This window comes from Bacillus cereus group sp. MYBK15-3, from assembly GCF_051916765.1.
Lineage (GTDB): Bacteria > Bacillota > Bacilli > Bacillales > Bacillaceae_G > Bacillus_A > Bacillus_A cereus.
Genome location: NZ_JBQAHG010000009.1, coordinates 87123 through 102622, shown reverse-complemented (window position 1 = coordinate 102622; position 15500 = coordinate 87123). Strand labels below are relative to the sequence as shown.

The following is a 15500-nucleotide window of genomic DNA, read 5'->3' as shown; positions in this document are numbered from 1 at the left end:
GAAACCGAAGTGGTTTCCTTTTTTCTGTTTTTTTAGATAAATAATGGTATAGTAAGAAAAAGGGATTATTTCTTATAAAAGCGAATGTATACAACAGGACATATGGACAAAGAATTAGGTGGTTGAAGAAATGAAAATTTTACTGATCATGGAAGAGGCAGAAGAGAGAAGAGAGTTAGCTGAAAATTTCACTGAAAATATGAGAAATGTAGAATGTTTTGAAGCAAAGACAGGAACAGAATCTTTATTTATGATGAAAAAACATATACCAGACTTTGTTTTTTTAAGTTCCAAATTACTAGATGGTACTGGTTTTGAATATGCAAGTTTATTACGAGAAATAAATTGCTATACAAAATTTATTTTTGTAGGTGAAAACATAGAAGAATCTATTACAGCTTTTCGTTTCCAAGCATTTTATTATTTATTGCGACCATTTCGTGAAGAAGATTTACAATTTCTTTTATATAAAATAGGTAAAGAACAAGGTGAGAAAGCAAAGAGTTATTTGCGGAAACTACCGATAGAAAGTCAAGAGGGTATACGATATATTCTTCCAGAAGATATCGTATATGTAAGTAAAAATAAAGAAAATAAAACTGTTTCAATTTACACAACGAATAATCAGTATATTTCAACATATACACTTCAGGAATTAGAAAATAAGCTAAATGCATATGATTTTTTACGTGTACATAAAAGCTATTTAATTAATATGTTATATGTAAAAGAACTGAAACCTTATTATAATGGCACGTATAATTTGTATTTAGATAGGTATGATGAGCAACCGATTCCAGTCAGTCGTAATTATGTAAAACGCCTTCGAAATAACATTGAATTATAGTAGGTAATGAGAGTATTTTAACATGATAAACTGAAAATCCTTCATGATAGGGAGGATTCAAGTTAAATATTCAGAAAATTTAGTACAATCTCCACTAAGAAATAGTATTGGGGGAATTGTATGTGAAGACATTGAAATCGATTTTACTTTGGGGCGTTATTACAGCAGTAGGAGCAGGTGCTTTTGGGGTAATAGCTTTATCACAAGGTGAAACCATTAATGCTGTATGGCTCTTAGTAGCTGCCGTATGTGTATATGCAGTTGCTTACCGCTTTTATAGTAGATTTATAGCGAGAAAGGTTTTTAATTTAGATGATAATCGGCAAACACCAGCCCATACATTAAACGATGGGAAAGACTATGTTCCAACAAATAAGTGGGTATTGTTTGGACATCACTTTGCAGCGATTGCTGGGGCGGGACCTTTAGTAGGACCGATTTTAGCAGCACAAATGGGATATTTACCAGGAACCATTTGGATTATTGTTGGGGTAGTTGTTGCGGGGGCTGTCCAAGATTTTGTCATTTTATTTGCTTCGATGAGACGTAATGGTAAATCGTTAGGAGAAATGATTAAAGATGAGATTGGACCTGTTACAGGACTAATTGCAATGATAGGTATTTTAGGAATTATGATTATTTTATTAGCAGTATTAGCGTTAGTCGTAGTAAAGGCACTAATCGGAAGTCCTTGGGGAATGTTTACGATAGCAGCAACGATTCCTATCGCTATTTTAATGGGAGTTTATATGCGCTATATTAGGCCTGGTCGTGTTGGAGAAGGATCAGTAATTGGTATTATCCTACTTATTTTATCTCTTGTTGGAGGACAGTATGTAGCAGAAAATCCAACACTTGCAAGTATGTTCACATTTAGTGGTGAAACAATTGCTATTATGCTTATTGTATATGGATTTATCGCATCGGCATTACCAGTTTGGATGCTTTTAGCACCACGTGATTATTTAAGTACATTTTTAAAAGTCGGAACAATTGTAGGGTTAGCAATCGGTATCTTAATTGTAGCACCAGATTTACAAATGCCAGCAGTTTCGAAATTTATTGATGGAACTGGTCCTGTGTTTTCTGGAAACTTATTCCCGTTCTTATTTATTACTATTGCTTGTGGTGCAGTGTCTGGATTCCATGCTCTCGTTTCATCAGGTACGACGCCGAAGATGATCGAGCAAGAGGGACACGCACAGCCAATCGGTTATGGAGCAATGTTAATGGAGTCGTTTGTAGCAGCGATGGCGATGATTGCAGCTTGTGTATTAACACCGGGAACGTATTTTGCAATTAATAGCCCCGCAGCACTTATCGGTACAGATGTTTCGCAGGCAGCTCAAGTTATTTCCTCATGGGGATTTGCTATTACACCAAATGAATTAAAAGATCTCGCTGTAAATGTTGGAGAGCAAACAATTTTATCACGTACAGGTGGTGCGCCAACATTAGCGATAGGTATGGCATATATTTTCTCACAAGTAATAGGTGGAACGGCCATGATGGCATTTTGGTATCATTTTGCGATTCTCTTTGAAGCTCTATTCATTTTAACAACAATTGATGCCGGAACGCGTGTCGGCCGATTTATGATTCAAGATATTTTAGGGCATGTATATAAGCCATTTGGGAAAACGGATTCTACATTAGCGAATGTAATCGCTACAACATTATGTGTATTAGGGTGGGGATATTTCTTATACCAAGGGGTAATAGATCCGCTCGGTGGAATTAATACATTATGGCCACTTTTCGGTATTGCAAATCAAATGCTAGCAGGTATTGCATTATTACTTGGAACGACAATTTTGTTTAAAATGGGAAAAAAGGCGTACGTTTGGGTAACACTTATTCCAACTATCGGGTTGCTGATTGTAACGATGACGGCGGGATATCAAAAGCTATTTCATGAAAATCCTAAAATTGGATTTCTATCGCATGCAAAGGTATTTCAGGGAGCATTAGATGAGGGAAAAGTGTTAGCGCCAGCTAAAAATGTCGCTCAAATGAAGCAAATTATTTTCAATGATTATATCGATGCAGCGCTTTGCGGAATTTTTATGATAGTTGTAATCGCTGTGTTAATTTCAGCACTTCGAATTTGGATCCAAGTATTAAGAAATAAGCCAATGCCGTTAAAAGAGGCACCATATATTCCTAGAGATGAAAGTGAGTCGAGGAACTATGCTTAAAAAGTTGTGGCAAGTATGGGGGGAAAGAAAACGCTTTATTAGTTTGCTCGTTGGAGTACCAAGTTATGAAGTATATGTGGAGCATATGAAAAAGCATCATCCTGAAGAAGAGGTTGTATGTCAAAAGCAATTTTTTGCTGAGGCACAAGAAGCAAGATTTAATGCAAAGGGTGGAAAAATATCACGCTGTTGTTAATGAAAAAGGGCGAGTTTTCGCTCTTTTTATTTTTTTGCTGTTTCACGTGGAACAGCAAAAATAAACAAAACCTTTGGGAATTAAAGGTATTTCGTATACAATAAAGTCAGGAAGGGGATAGATGGAAAAGTAGGGAGATTATTTTATGTTAAGGGACTTATTTGTAAATACAACAATTATTCTTTCCTTTATTTTTATTGGGGGTCAGCTTTTAAGGGATAAGCCGTTAAAAGAAGGATTCTCTTTTGGGCAGAAATGTGTAGTAGGCATTTTTACTGGGATACTAGGTATAGTATTAATGTATTTCAGTGTTCGTGTTGGTACCATTCTATTGGATTTACGCTATTTAGCTGTTATTCTAGCTGTTATTATTGGAGGACCGATAGCGAGTACCATAACAATTGGTATGATTTTAGTAACTAGACTGTTGTTTATGGATTATTCATTAGCTTCTCAAGTGGCTTTTTATACAATCATTGCGATAGGAATAGGGAGTATCTTTATTTCGCGCATGAAGCTTTCTTTAGGGGGAAAGTGGGTATGGTTACACACATATATTTTATCTATTCTAATCCCAGCGTTATATATATGGTTAATTAAAGAGATCCACATAGTGGGATTATATTTAATTTCTAGTATTATTACAGGTTACATAACATTCATAAGTGCAAATTATGTTTTACAATCCAATGAGTTATTTCAAAAGATGAAACAATACGCAACGATAGATGCATTGACAGGTTTAGGAAACGTAAGACAGTTTGATTTAGAGATGAATCGTCATATTAGTAATAAGAACATGAAAAATGATTCGTTTTGTTTACTACTTATAGATATTGACCACTTTAAGTATGTAAATGATACGTACGGGCATCCTGCAGGGGACGAAGTGCTAAAACAAGTAGGATGTATTTTACGAGAAACTTCACAATTTCCAGATTTGGCTTTTCGAAAGGGTGGAGAGGAGTTTGCGCTTTTGATACCGAATAAGGGATTAGCTTACGGAATTCGTATGGGCGAGCAAATTCGTACAGCTGTTGAAAGTCACCCATTTCAATTGTTAGATGGAACGAAAATAAAAATTACAGTTTCGGTGGGGGTTTCAGAATATGAAGAATCACCGGAGAAATTTATTCAAGCGGCGGATGATGCGTTATACTACTCGAAACGAAATGGTAGAAATAAGGTCAGCTCTGTATCTTAAAGATAAGATGACCAGAAGACATAAAGCTTATAAAAAACACTCACAGAGGCAATGTATGAACTTTGTGAGTGTTTTTTATTTATATATTAGACAAGCTCTTTTGATACAACAAATTTACGATATGCACCATGGTGAGTTGGACCTACGTATTCGTTAATTTTGAATGAGTAACGAATAGCAGCCGTGATGAATTCTTTAGCAGTTTTTACTGCTTCTTTCACAGGTTTTCCTTTTGCAAGTTCTGCTGTAATTGCAGCAGAATATGTGCAACCTGCGCCGTGTGTATTTGTCGTATCAATTTTTTCTGATTCTAGAAGGTCGAATGTTTCTCCATCATATAGGACGTCGATTGCAGTTTCCGTACCAAGTTTGCTACCGCCTTTAATTAGGACGTATTTCGCACCTAAAGCATGGATCTTTTTCGCTGCTTCTTTCATGTCTTCAAGAGAATTAATCTTTACGCCACTTAATTGGTAAGCTTCAAATAAGTTTGGTGTTACAACTAATGCCTTTGGAACAAGAACGTCACGTAAGCAGTCATTCGTTTCAGGATGTAATGCTTCATCAGCACCTTTACATACCATAACAGGGTCAACTACTACATTTTTGAAATTGTGCTTTTCGATTGTTTCTGCAACCATTTCAATAATTTCTACTGATCCAAGCATACCTGTTTTTAAAGCGTCTACGCCAACACCTTCAATTGTTGTTTCTAATTGTGGTTTTAATGTAGAAGCTGGGATTGGAAATACGTTATGTGCCCAACCGTTATGTGGATCCATCGTTACGATTGTTGTAAGAGATGTCATTCCGTATACGCCCAGTTCTTGGAATGTTTTTAAATCTGCTTGTATACCAGCACCGCCACTTGTGTCAGAACCAGCGATAGTAAGTGCTTTATTTAATGTCATTATGAAAGCCCCCTCGAGTGATATAATGAAAACTATGTTCTCACCATTATATCAATGTTACGAATAAGTACAAAGTGAAAAGTAGATGATTTATTTTAAGAGCTATTTAAAATCTTGTATGCAGGAGACTGAGTATGTTTCGAGATAATCGTACAAATGAATTAGTTATATTAAAGGAAATTGCAGAAACATTAAATACATCAAATGATACATATCATGTATTGCAAGCTGTCCTAGAGAAATTACTAAGTGTAACAGGTTTAACGACAGGATGGATTTTTCTTGCGGATGAAAATGGGAAGTATACGAAGTTAATTGACTATCAATTACCAGAGGCACTGACATATGAAAATAAACGCCCGATGTGCGAAGGTGAATGTTGGTGTTTACGAGGTTTTGTAGATGGAAAATTAGAGAGAGCCGTTAATATTATTGAATGTAAAAGAATTAATAATGCAATTGAATATAATTGGGGAGATACGGAGGGCATTCTTCATCATGCTACGGTTCCTTTAAAAGCTGGGGGAGAAAAATTTGGGGTGTTAAATGTTGCAAGTCCGGGTAAAACACATTTTTCAGAAGAAGAATTAGTATTACTCCAATCGGTTGCTTTCCAAATTGGTACGGCTTTAAAGCGAACAAAATTATATGAAAATGAAAAGAGAAGAGCACATTATTATGTGAAATTAGAGCGTTTCATTCAAGATTTAAAAACGATTCATAAGTTTAATGTACTACCTGAAAAAGTGGTAAATCACGTAGGTGAAGTATTTCAATGGAATCAAGTAGCGCTTTTTATTAGGGAGGAAAAAGAATTATCTCTGCGAGCGTCTTACGTTCAGGAAGAGTTACAAGAGGATGTAAAAGAGGCGGCCAAGAGGGCGTTAGAACAAGATGAACCAGTTCTAATAAAACATCAAATAGGACATAATGTACATCTAAATCGAGCTGTTATTGCTACACCAATACATATTCAAAACCATATATTTGGTGTTTTATGTGTTAGCTTGAATAATGGAGAGTTTGATGCTAATACAATAGACGTAATTCAAGCATTATCGAACCATGTTTCGTTAATAATAGAGAATTTGAGGTTAAACGAGCAGCGCCGTGAACTTGTACGAATGGAAGAAAGAAATCGGTTAGCAAGAGATTTACATGATTCTGTTTCGCAAAAATTATTTTCATTAACCTTCATGACAAAAGGCGCCGAGGCAGTTTTAAAAGGTAAAAATGAAAAGGTAGATCAATCTTTGCATGAGATGCGTGAACTTGCGCAAGGAGCTTTGAAAGAAATGAGGACATTAATTTGGCAGCTTCGTCCGGCGGGATTAGAAAAAGGATTATTGCCAGCTCTAAAGCAGTACGGTGAAAATTTGGGACTGAAAATTAGGGAGCAAGTTACGGGTGTTCGTGATTTACCTCGTGTAGTAGAAGAAGCTTTGTGGCGCATAGGCCAAGAAGCACTGAACAATGTAAGTAAGCATGCAGGTGTAAAAGAAGCGACGATTTATTTTACAGTGAATGAGAAAAATGTATCATTAGAAATAGTCGATCAAGGAAATGGCTTTGTAGAAAAGGATATAAAAGAGAAGAAATCACTTGGCATGACTACGATGCGTGAAAGAGTAGAATTAGTTGGTGGAACAATTAAAATTGTAAGTGATAAGAAAAGAACAAGTGTAAAAATAAACGTACCATTATGATGTGAAAATGAGGGAAGTTCGTGAAAATAAAAGTATTGTTAGTTGATGATCATACAGTCGTTTTAAAAGGATTAGCATTTTTCTTAAGTACACAGGAAGATTTAGAGTTAGTTGGAGAAGCGAATAATGGGAAAGAAGCGTTAGTGAAAGTAGGAGAAACAACTCCCGATGTTATATTAATGGATTTATACATGCCTGAAATGGATGGTGTTGAGGCAACGGCATATATTAAAAAAGAGTATCCAAATGTGAAAGTAATTGTATTAACTAGCTTTTCTGATCAGGCGCATGTGTTACCTGCATTAAGGGCTGGAGCAAGTGGGTATATTTTAAAAGATGTAGAACCAGATCAGCTTGTTGAGGCTATTCGAAGCGCATATAAAGGTAATATTCAATTACATCCGGATATAGCAAATGCTCTTCTCTCTCAAACATTACCTGTAGAAGAAAAGGAAGAAGAACCTTCTATTCAAGTGGATGTGCTAACAGCGAGAGAAAATGAAGTATTGCAGCTATTAGCAAAAGGGATGAGCAATAAGGAAATTGCATCTGTTTTAGTTATTACAGAAAAGACAGTTAAGGCGCATGTAAGTAGCATTTTGAGTAAGTTGAATTTATCTGATCGTACGCAAGCGGCATTATATGCAGTGAAAAATGGAATTGTATAAGACGAAAGTCGTAAGACCAAGTTCGCCTTTAGAAGGTGGACTTTTTTTATGGAAAAATACGTCTATGTGAGGACGAAATTGTCTTTATATAAAGATAAAATATGTTTGTAAGCAACAAAACAACAATTACAAGGGATACCTTTTTTGAAAGCATATAACAACATAAGAGTGAGTACTAGGAGGAATAAATAATGGCAACAGTTTTATTCGTTAAAGCAAATAACCGTCCAGCGGAACAAGCAGTTAGTGTAAAATTATATGAGGCATTTTTAGCAAACTATAAAGAAGCACACCCAAATGATACAGTAGTAGAACTTGATTTATATAAAGAAGAATTACCATATGTAGGCGTAGACATGATCAATGGTACATTCAAGGCAGGTAAAGGCTTTGATTTAACAGAAGAAGAAGCAAAAGCAGTAGCAGTTGCTGATAAGTATTTAAATCAATTCCTAGAAGCTGATAAAGTTGTTTTCGGCTTCCCATTATGGAACTTAACGATTCCAGCAGTATTGCACACATATATTGATTATTTAAACCGTGCTGGTAAAACGTTCAAATATACGCCAGAGGGTCCAGTTGGCCTAATCGGAGATAAGAAGATTGCATTATTAAATGCAAGAGGCGGCGTATATTCAGAAGGTCCAGCAGCTGAGGTAGAAATGGCTGTTAAATATGTAGCAAGTATGATGGGCTTCTTCGGCGCAACAAACATGGAAACAGTAGTTATTGAAGGACATAACCAATTCCCAGATAAAGCAGAAGAAATCATCGCTGCAGGTCTTGAAGAAGCAGCTAAAGTAGCAAGTGAATTTTAATTAAAATTATAATCGTCACTCGAAAAAACAGTATTAACGTTTACATGTTAATGCTGTTTTTTATATTTTTAGTTCATCAGCAAGTTTTTCTAATGTATTTCGATCTTGTATATAATATGTTCGGCCTTCTTTTCTTAAATAATTTTGTTGGCAAAACTGATTTAATACATATAAAAGATGACGGTAGCTGACATTTAAATATTCCGAGGCCTCGGTATGCTTTTCTATATAACAATTATTTTGCTCTGTTAATAAAATAAAAGCAGCTAATCGATTTTCAAAAGGATAACTATAGTTTTTTGCGTAATTTTCAGTGCGAGTAATTGTCTTTTCTCCAATAAATTTACATAAGTGCTGTAAAAACGTTGCATCTTGTAATAAAAGTTGCTGACAATCTTTAAGAGGAAGTGCCAAACACACACAATCTTCTAGTACTTCAACGGACTTAGTAATATTTTCTACTCCTATTAATCCTAATTCCCCGATAAAAGATGGTGCTTGAATAAAATTAATTAATGAAACCTTCCCGTTTTTATGACTCATATATATTTTTGCTTTCCCAGAAATTAAGTAATAGAGATAAGGGAGAGCATTTCCTTCGCTACATATCATCTCTTTCGTTTGAAAAGAATGCAGCTCTACATATGGCAAGACATGAAATGAAAATAGGGTATGGAATTGATGGATTCGCATGTATTGATAAATTTCTTCCTCATTTTTGCTGATTTTCATATTTTCACCCCTATGTATAGTATGAGATATCTCCTATTATCTTTACAAGAAGGAATGATACGATTTATGTAAATTTGTTTTTGTAGAAAAGAGAGTGTGATGAATTTATGAAAAAATATAAAACGTTGTTATTTGATGTAGATGATACATTACTAGACTTCCAAAAGGCTGAAAAAGTGGCTTTACGGGTGCTTTTTGAAGAGAAGGGAATCCCTTTAACAGACGAGATAGAGGCTCGTTATAAAAAAATAAATAAAGGTCTTTGGGATGCTTTTGAAAAAGGGGAACTATCACGCAATGAAGTTGTAAATACAAGATTTTCTCTGTTGTTTAAAGAGTATGGAGAAGAAGTAGATGGAATATTATTGGAAAATAATTATCGTAACTACTTAGAAGAAGGAAATCAACTCATGCAAGGTGCGTTTGAATTTATAAATCAAATTCAAGGAGAGTATGAATTGTATATAGTGACAAATGGTGTTTCTAAGACGCAAGATAAACGTTTACGTAATGCAGGTTTACATTCATTATTTAAAGATGTTTTTGTTTCGGAAGATACAGGTTTTCAAAAACCGATGAAAGAGTATTTTGATTATGTTTTTGAACGGATTCCTAACTTTGCACCTGAAGCAGGGCTGATTATTGGGGATTCATTAAGCGCTGATATGAAAGGTGGATATGTAGCGGGAATTGATACTTGTTGGTTTAATCCAGAAAGGAAATTAAATGATAGTGGGATTATACCGACATATGAAGTGCATAATTTTGAGGAGTTAGAAGCGTTATTAAAGCAGCATGTGTAATAAAAAAATAGGCAGTGGAGCTTTTATCCCCACTGCCTATTTTTATTAATTTTTATTTTCGTTATGTTTTGGGAGCGGAAAGGCATTCCCGATAGCAGCTGCACCAAGCATGGGCAATAGTAAATTAAGCGGGAAAAACATAAGTAATAGTAATGTTATAGCTATTGGCTTTCGTAACGCATAGCTTGAAATTGCTGTCGTTACGATGGCAACAGATGCTACTGGATCTATAGGAAGAATAGATGCTACAGCGTATCCGATACTTGACCCGGAAAATATAATTGGGAAGATATGTCCACCTCGCCACCCTGTGTTCAAACAAACGGCAGTAATGCACAACTTTAAAATCCCTGAAAGAAGTAGTATCCAAAAAGATAAATGGCTCCATTCAACAACTAATTCTTTTAATTGATGTTCCCCTGAAAATAATGTGTACGGAAGAAAAGTTCCCGCAATTCCTAATAAAATACCACCGATAATTCCGAGTGTCAGTTTGTATTCCCTAAAAGGGTGAATTAACTTCTCTAATGTGAATTCTAACTTGAAATAAAAGAAACCAACTATAGCACCGATACTAGCAAGTGGAAGAAATGCGATCCATTCATTGAAAGAAAGTGCACCTTCCCCGAAATCAACAATAAAGGATCCACGATTATCGAGTTTACTCAGTAGTAAATAAACAGAAAAACCTGCGAAAGTAGTAGTTAAGTATACAATCGCCTTTTTTCCTTTAGAAAAAGCAGCAATTTGTTCCCCCTCATTTTCATTTGGTGCTAAATAACCGAATAATGGTGCGTTAAAAATGACACTTAAAGTAGCTCCAATTCCGATCTCGGTTAGCTCATTCATACCCTTTAAGGCAAATTTAAAGCGATCCCCTACCCATGTGCACAGTCCGCCTATAATTCCAACTAGTGCGGCTTCTGGACCAAGACTAGCTCCGAAAATTAAAACAATAATCGCTGTTAAAGTAGCCTGATGGACAAAGCGATATTCGATTCGACCAGTTTTTTTATATTCAGCCATCACTTCAGGCATAAGGCGTGGGTATGTACCGAAATGTTTTTGCGATAGACCAACAAGGACCCCGCCAATTATTGTTACGCAAAGGGTGTAATAAGAGGGAAAAGAGAGAACTTCAGGCAAGTATCCCCAAATAAAGTGGATTCCAATATTTATTGTGACTAAAAATAACCAGACTGTAGCTCCTACTATAGATCCTAGAAGAATGCCATATAGAGCAAGTATGTACTGCATATCTTTTTTATTTGTCATGTTATACCTCCGTTATGTAAATCTTAGTAGGTAAAAAAGTGAAATATACTAGTGAAAAATGGATTGAATATATATAGTATCTTTTTGAGAAGATGGCCTATTCAACATATAGGCTAACTTTTGGGGAATTTGGATTATAGGTTAAATTACTTATTTAATTTTATAGACTGATTTGAGGTTTTTAAAGGTCTTTTTTGAAATAGACTAGAATATATTTCTTTTGTTGCTTTATATGAAACTGTTAACATTTATTTTAGAACATTCAGAAAAACTGTTTGACATTAGGAAATTATTGCTATAAAATCAACGGTAATTGCATAGTCTTATCAAGAAAAGGTGGAGGGACAGGCCCGGTGAAACCTTGGCAACAGCCGTATAACGGAATTGTGCCAAATCCTGCAGGTAGTAATCCTGAGAGATAAGAAAGAGCCTTTAGAGCGTGTTTTCAAACTGCTCCTTTCTTGTTTTCAGGAAAGGGGCAGTTTTTTATTTTGTATACAAGAAAGGAGAATGAGAGATGGGAGAATCATGGGGAAAAGGAACAATTTGTGTGCAAGGTGGCTATACGCCAAAAAATGGTGAACCACGTGTTTTACCACTTTATCAAAGTACAACATATAAATACGATACTTCAGATGATTTAGCAGCCCTATTTAACTTAGAGGCAGAAGGATATATTTATACACGTATTGGAAACCCTACTCTAGCTGCATTTGAGCAGAAGTTATCAGATTTAGAAGGCGGTGTAGGAGCTGTTGCAACGGCTTCTGGGCAAGCAGCTATTATGCTCGCAGTTTTAAATATTTGTAGTAGTGGGGATCATTTACTTTGTTCTTCAACGGTTTACGGGGGAACGTTTAATTTATTTGGAGTGAGTTTGCGTAAACTGGGTATTGATGTTACGTTCTTTAATCCAAATTTAACGGCAGATGAAATTACGGCGCTTGCTAATGACAAGACGAAACTTATCTATGCAGAATCGTTAGGAAATCCAGCGATGAATGTTTTAAATTTTAAAGAATTTTCAGCTGCTGCTAAAGAATTAGAGGTACCTTTTATCGTTGATAATACATTAGCAACTCCTTATTTATGCCAGGCGTTTGAACATGGGGCAAATATTATTGTTCATTCTACGACGAAGTATATCGATGGGCATGCGAGCTCCTTAGGCGGTATTGTAATTGACGGTGGAAACTTTGATTGGACAAATGGAAAGTATCCTGAACTTGTTGAACCAGATCCAAGTTATCACGGTGTAAGTTACGTTCAAAATTTTGGTGCAGCAGCGTATATTGTGAAAGCACGTGTTCAGCTATTAAGAGATTATGGAAATTGTATGAGCCCATTCAATGCATATATTAGCAATATTGGCTTAGAAACATTGCATTTACGAATGGAACGTCATAGTGAAAATGCTCTTGCAGTTGCTAAGTGGCTTGCTAATCATGAACGTATTGAATGGGTGAATTATCCGGGCTTAGATAGTAATGAAAATTACTCATTGGCACAACAGTACTTGAAAAAAGGCGCTAGTGGTGTTTTAACTTTCGGTATTAAAGGCGGATTAGAAGCAGCAAAAGAATTTATCGCAAATGTAAAACTAGCAACTCTTGTAACACACGTAGCTGATGCACGAACTTGCGTTATACATCCTGCTAGTACGACGCATAGACAATTAAATGCTGAAGATCAGCGTTTAGCTGGTGTTACATCTGATTTAATTCGTTTATCAGTTGGTATAGAAGATGTTTCTGATATTATTGCAGATTTGGAAGCAGCTCTAGTTGGGGGCAAAACACATGCCAATCATAATTGATAAAGATTTACCGGCTCGCAAAGTGTTACAAAAAGAAAATATTTTTGTAATGACCAAGGAGCGAGCGGAAACACAAGATATACGCGCTTTGAAAATTGCTATATTAAATTTAATGCCAACGAAGCAAGACACAGAGGCACAATTACTTCGCTTAATTGGAAACACACCGTTACAATTAGATGTTCATTTGCTTCATATGGAATCACATCTATCTCGTAATGTAACGCAAGAACATTTAACAAGCTTTTATAAAACGTTTCGTGATATTGAAAATGAAAAGTTTGATGGGCTCATTATTACAGGAGCGCCAGTGGAGACCCTTGCTTTTGAAGAGGTAGATTATTGGGAAGAGCTTAAACATATTATGGAGTATTCAAAAACGAATGTAACATCTACGCTCCATATTTGCTGGGGAGCACAGGCTGGCTTGTACTATCATTATGGTGTTCCAAAGTATCCCCTTAAGGAAAAAATGTTCGGTGTATTTGAACATGAAGTTTGCGAACAACATGTGAAATTGTTACAAGGATTTGATGAATTGTTTTTTGCTCCGCATTCTCGTCATACAGAAGTACGAGAGAATGATATTAGAGGAGTGAAAGACTTAACATTGTTAGCAAACTCTGAAGAAGCAGGTGTTCACCTTGTTATTGGGCCAGAAGGAAGGCAAGTGTTTGCCCTTGGACATAGCGAATATAGTTGTGAGACGTTAAAACAAGAATACGAACGAGATCGTGACAAGGGATTAAATATTGATGTGCCAAAAAACTATTTTAAACATAATAATCCAGATGAAAAGCCGCTTGTTAGGTGGAGGAGTCATGGTAATTTATTGTTTTCTAATTGGTTGAATTATTACGTGTATCAAGAAACCCCTTATATATTGTAAAGAAAGATTGTGTAACACGTGGCAACGTTTTCCTTGTAAAGATTAACCTTTATTTTTCCGAATGTTCAAAATACATTGTTTTTCAGATTTTTTACTCATATAATTTCATCTAAACACAATTTTTGAGGGGTGGACAGTACTATGAAAGAAATTCAAGTTGGGTTATTAGGTCTTGGGACAGTTGGCAGTGGTGTGGTTCGTATTATTACGGATCATCAAGAACGACTCATACACCAAGTAGGTTGTCCAGTGAAGGTAACGAAAGTATTAGTGCAAAACATTGAGAAAGAGAGAGAGGTAGAGGTACCTTCTACTCTATTAACACAAGATGCAAATGAAATTTTAGATAATCCAAATATTGATGTTGTCATTGAAGTAATGGGTGGCATTGATGATGCAAAATCATATATTTTACAAGCTTTAAAAAGCGGAAAGCATGTTGTAACTGCAAATAAAGACTTAATGGCATTACATGGAGCTGAATTATTAGCGACAGCAAAAGATAATAAGGCTGATTTATTCTATGAGGCGAGTGTGGCAGGGGGAATTCCAATTTTACGCAGTATCGTAGAAGGACTTTCCTCAGATCTTATTACGAAAGTAATGGGAATTGTAAATGGAACGACAAATTTTATTTTGACGAAAATGTCAGACGAAGGGAGAGCATATAACGACGTGTTAAAAGAAGCCCAACAACTTGGATTTGCAGAAGCAGATCCAACATCAGATGTAGAAGGTTTAGATGCAGCAAGAAAAATGACGATTTTAGCTACTCTCGGTTTCTCTACAAATGTAGAGCTTGGAGACGTGAAAGTAAAAGGGATTACCTCTATTACAGAGGAAGATATTGAATATAGTAAGAGCTTAGGTTATACAATTAAATTAATCGGTCTTGCAAAACGAGATGGTGAAAAATTGGAGGTTACAGTTGAACCAACTTTACTTCCAAATACACATCCTCTTGCGGCAGTACAAAATGAATATAACGCTGTGTATGTGTACGGTGAAGCAGTTGGGGAAACGATGTTTTATGGACCAGGCGCAGGAAGTTTACCAACAGCGACAGCTGTTGTTTCGGATTTAGTTGCTGTAATGCAAAATATTAGATTAGGGGTAACAGGAAATAGTGCTGTAGTCCCACAATATCAAAAAGTATTAAAAGAGCCAGACGAAATTGTCGTGAAAAAGTTTTTAAGACTGCATGTAAAAGACGAAATTGGTGTATTTGCAAAAATTACTTCATTGTTCTCTGAGCGCGGAGTTAGCTTTGAGAAAATTATTCAAATGCCGCTTGAAGAGAAAGGAAAGGCTGAAATTGTAATTGTAACGCATCGTGCGTCTCTTGCTGATTATGATTATATTCTACATACGTTGCAAGGGTATGAAGAAATAGATTGTTTGAAAGCGAACTATCGAATTGAAGGGGATGCTAAGTAG

At 35.7% G+C, this 15500-nt stretch carries 14 protein-coding genes and 1 riboswitch; of the genes, 11 read left to right on the top strand and 3 right to left on the bottom strand.

The window, feature by feature from the left end; translation table 11 throughout:
- Positions 1–130 precede the first annotated feature (130 nt).
- From ACTFR8_RS27115 to ACTFR8_RS27100, 4 genes are all read left to right on the top strand, one after another.
- Positions 131–847, top strand: a complete 717-nt coding sequence (locus ACTFR8_RS27115; RefSeq protein WP_088046166.1) for a LytR/AlgR family response regulator transcription factor — start codon at positions 131–133, stop codon at positions 845–847.
- Positions 848–969: 122 nt separating this feature from the next.
- A complete protein-coding gene (gene cstA / locus ACTFR8_RS27110; RefSeq protein WP_000854310.1) occupies positions 970–3045 on the top strand; it encodes a carbon starvation protein CstA in 2076 nt (691 codons plus the stop codon).
- Positions 3038–3241: a YbdD/YjiX family protein gene (locus ACTFR8_RS27105; protein ID WP_000914504.1), complete on the top strand. Its 204-nt coding sequence runs from the start codon at positions 3038–3040 to the stop codon at positions 3239–3241. The genes cstA and ACTFR8_RS27105 overlap by 8 nt, the downstream gene beginning before the upstream one ends.
- Positions 3242–3386: 145 nt before the next feature.
- Positions 3387–4445 carry a GGDEF domain-containing protein gene (locus ACTFR8_RS27100; RefSeq protein ID WP_069604734.1) on the top strand — a complete coding sequence of 353 codons (1059 nt, stop codon included), beginning with the start codon at positions 3387–3389 and terminating at the stop codon, positions 4443–4445.
- Between the two features lie 86 nt (positions 4446–4531).
- Here ACTFR8_RS27100 and pdxK read toward each other — a convergent pair whose 3' ends face one another.
- A complete protein-coding gene (gene pdxK, locus ACTFR8_RS27095; protein WP_000174252.1) occupies positions 4532–5356 on the bottom strand; it encodes a pyridoxine/pyridoxal/pyridoxamine kinase in 825 nt (274 codons plus the stop codon).
- Between the two features lie 134 nt (positions 5357–5490).
- Here pdxK and ACTFR8_RS27090 point away from each other — a divergent pair, with 134 nt between their 5' ends.
- The 3 genes from ACTFR8_RS27090 to ACTFR8_RS27080 all read left to right on the top strand — a co-directional run bounded on the left by ACTFR8_RS27090 (position 5491) and on the right by ACTFR8_RS27080 (position 8548).
- Positions 5491–7062: a GAF domain-containing sensor histidine kinase gene (locus tag ACTFR8_RS27090; protein ID WP_100619705.1), complete on the top strand. Its 1572-nt coding sequence runs from the start codon at positions 5491–5493 to the stop codon at positions 7060–7062.
- 20 nt (positions 7063–7082) lie between these two features.
- Complete coding sequence (locus ACTFR8_RS27085) at positions 7083–7730, top strand: response regulator (protein WP_000695812.1); 648 nt, start codon at positions 7083–7085, stop codon at positions 7728–7730.
- Between the two features lie 191 nt (positions 7731–7921).
- Entirely contained in the window at positions 7922–8548 is a 627-nt protein-coding gene (locus ACTFR8_RS27080; RefSeq protein ID WP_000246723.1) for an FMN-dependent NADH-azoreductase, read from the top strand.
- A 60-nt stretch (positions 8549–8608) separates the two neighbouring features.
- On the opposite strand, the gene ACTFR8_RS27075 is transcribed toward ACTFR8_RS27080, so the two are convergent.
- Positions 8609–9280 (bottom strand): transcriptional regulator YeiL, encoded by a 672-nt coding sequence (locus ACTFR8_RS27075; RefSeq protein ID WP_000703322.1) that lies wholly within the window; start codon positions 9278–9280, stop codon positions 8609–8611.
- A gap of 107 nt (positions 9281–9387) precedes the next feature.
- Between ACTFR8_RS27075 and ACTFR8_RS27070 the strand changes: the two genes are divergently transcribed.
- On the top strand, positions 9388–10083 hold the full coding sequence (locus ACTFR8_RS27070) for a YjjG family noncanonical pyrimidine nucleotidase (RefSeq protein WP_000760192.1): 696 nt from the start codon (positions 9388–9390) through the stop codon (positions 10081–10083).
- 45 nt (positions 10084–10128) lie between these two features.
- Here the strand turns inward: ACTFR8_RS27070 and ACTFR8_RS27065 are convergent, their stop codons facing one another.
- Positions 10129–11358, bottom strand: coding sequence for a chloride channel protein (locus ACTFR8_RS27065; protein ID WP_000182467.1), 1230 nt, complete (start codon positions 11356–11358; stop codon positions 10129–10131).
- Positions 11359–11678: 320 nt separating this feature from the next.
- A riboswitch (SAM riboswitch) is annotated at positions 11679–11783 on the top strand.
- Positions 11784–11875: 92 nt separating this feature from the next.
- Here ACTFR8_RS27065 and ACTFR8_RS27060 point away from each other — a divergent pair.
- The 3 genes from ACTFR8_RS27060 to ACTFR8_RS27050 all read left to right on the top strand — a co-directional run bounded on the left by ACTFR8_RS27060 (position 11876) and on the right by ACTFR8_RS27050 (position 15500).
- Positions 11876–13174 (top strand): bifunctional O-acetylhomoserine aminocarboxypropyltransferase/cysteine synthase, encoded by a 1299-nt coding sequence (locus ACTFR8_RS27060; protein WP_100619707.1) that lies wholly within the window; start codon positions 11876–11878, stop codon positions 13172–13174.
- Positions 13158–14063, top strand: a complete 906-nt coding sequence (gene metA / locus ACTFR8_RS27055; protein ID WP_001121538.1) for a homoserine O-acetyltransferase MetA — start codon at positions 13158–13160, stop codon at positions 14061–14063. Before ACTFR8_RS27060 ends, metA begins: the two co-directional genes overlap by 17 nt.
- A 141-nt stretch (positions 14064–14204) precedes the next feature.
- Positions 14205–15500 (top strand): homoserine dehydrogenase, encoded by a 1296-nt coding sequence (locus ACTFR8_RS27050; RefSeq protein WP_000659109.1) that lies wholly within the window; start codon positions 14205–14207, stop codon positions 15498–15500.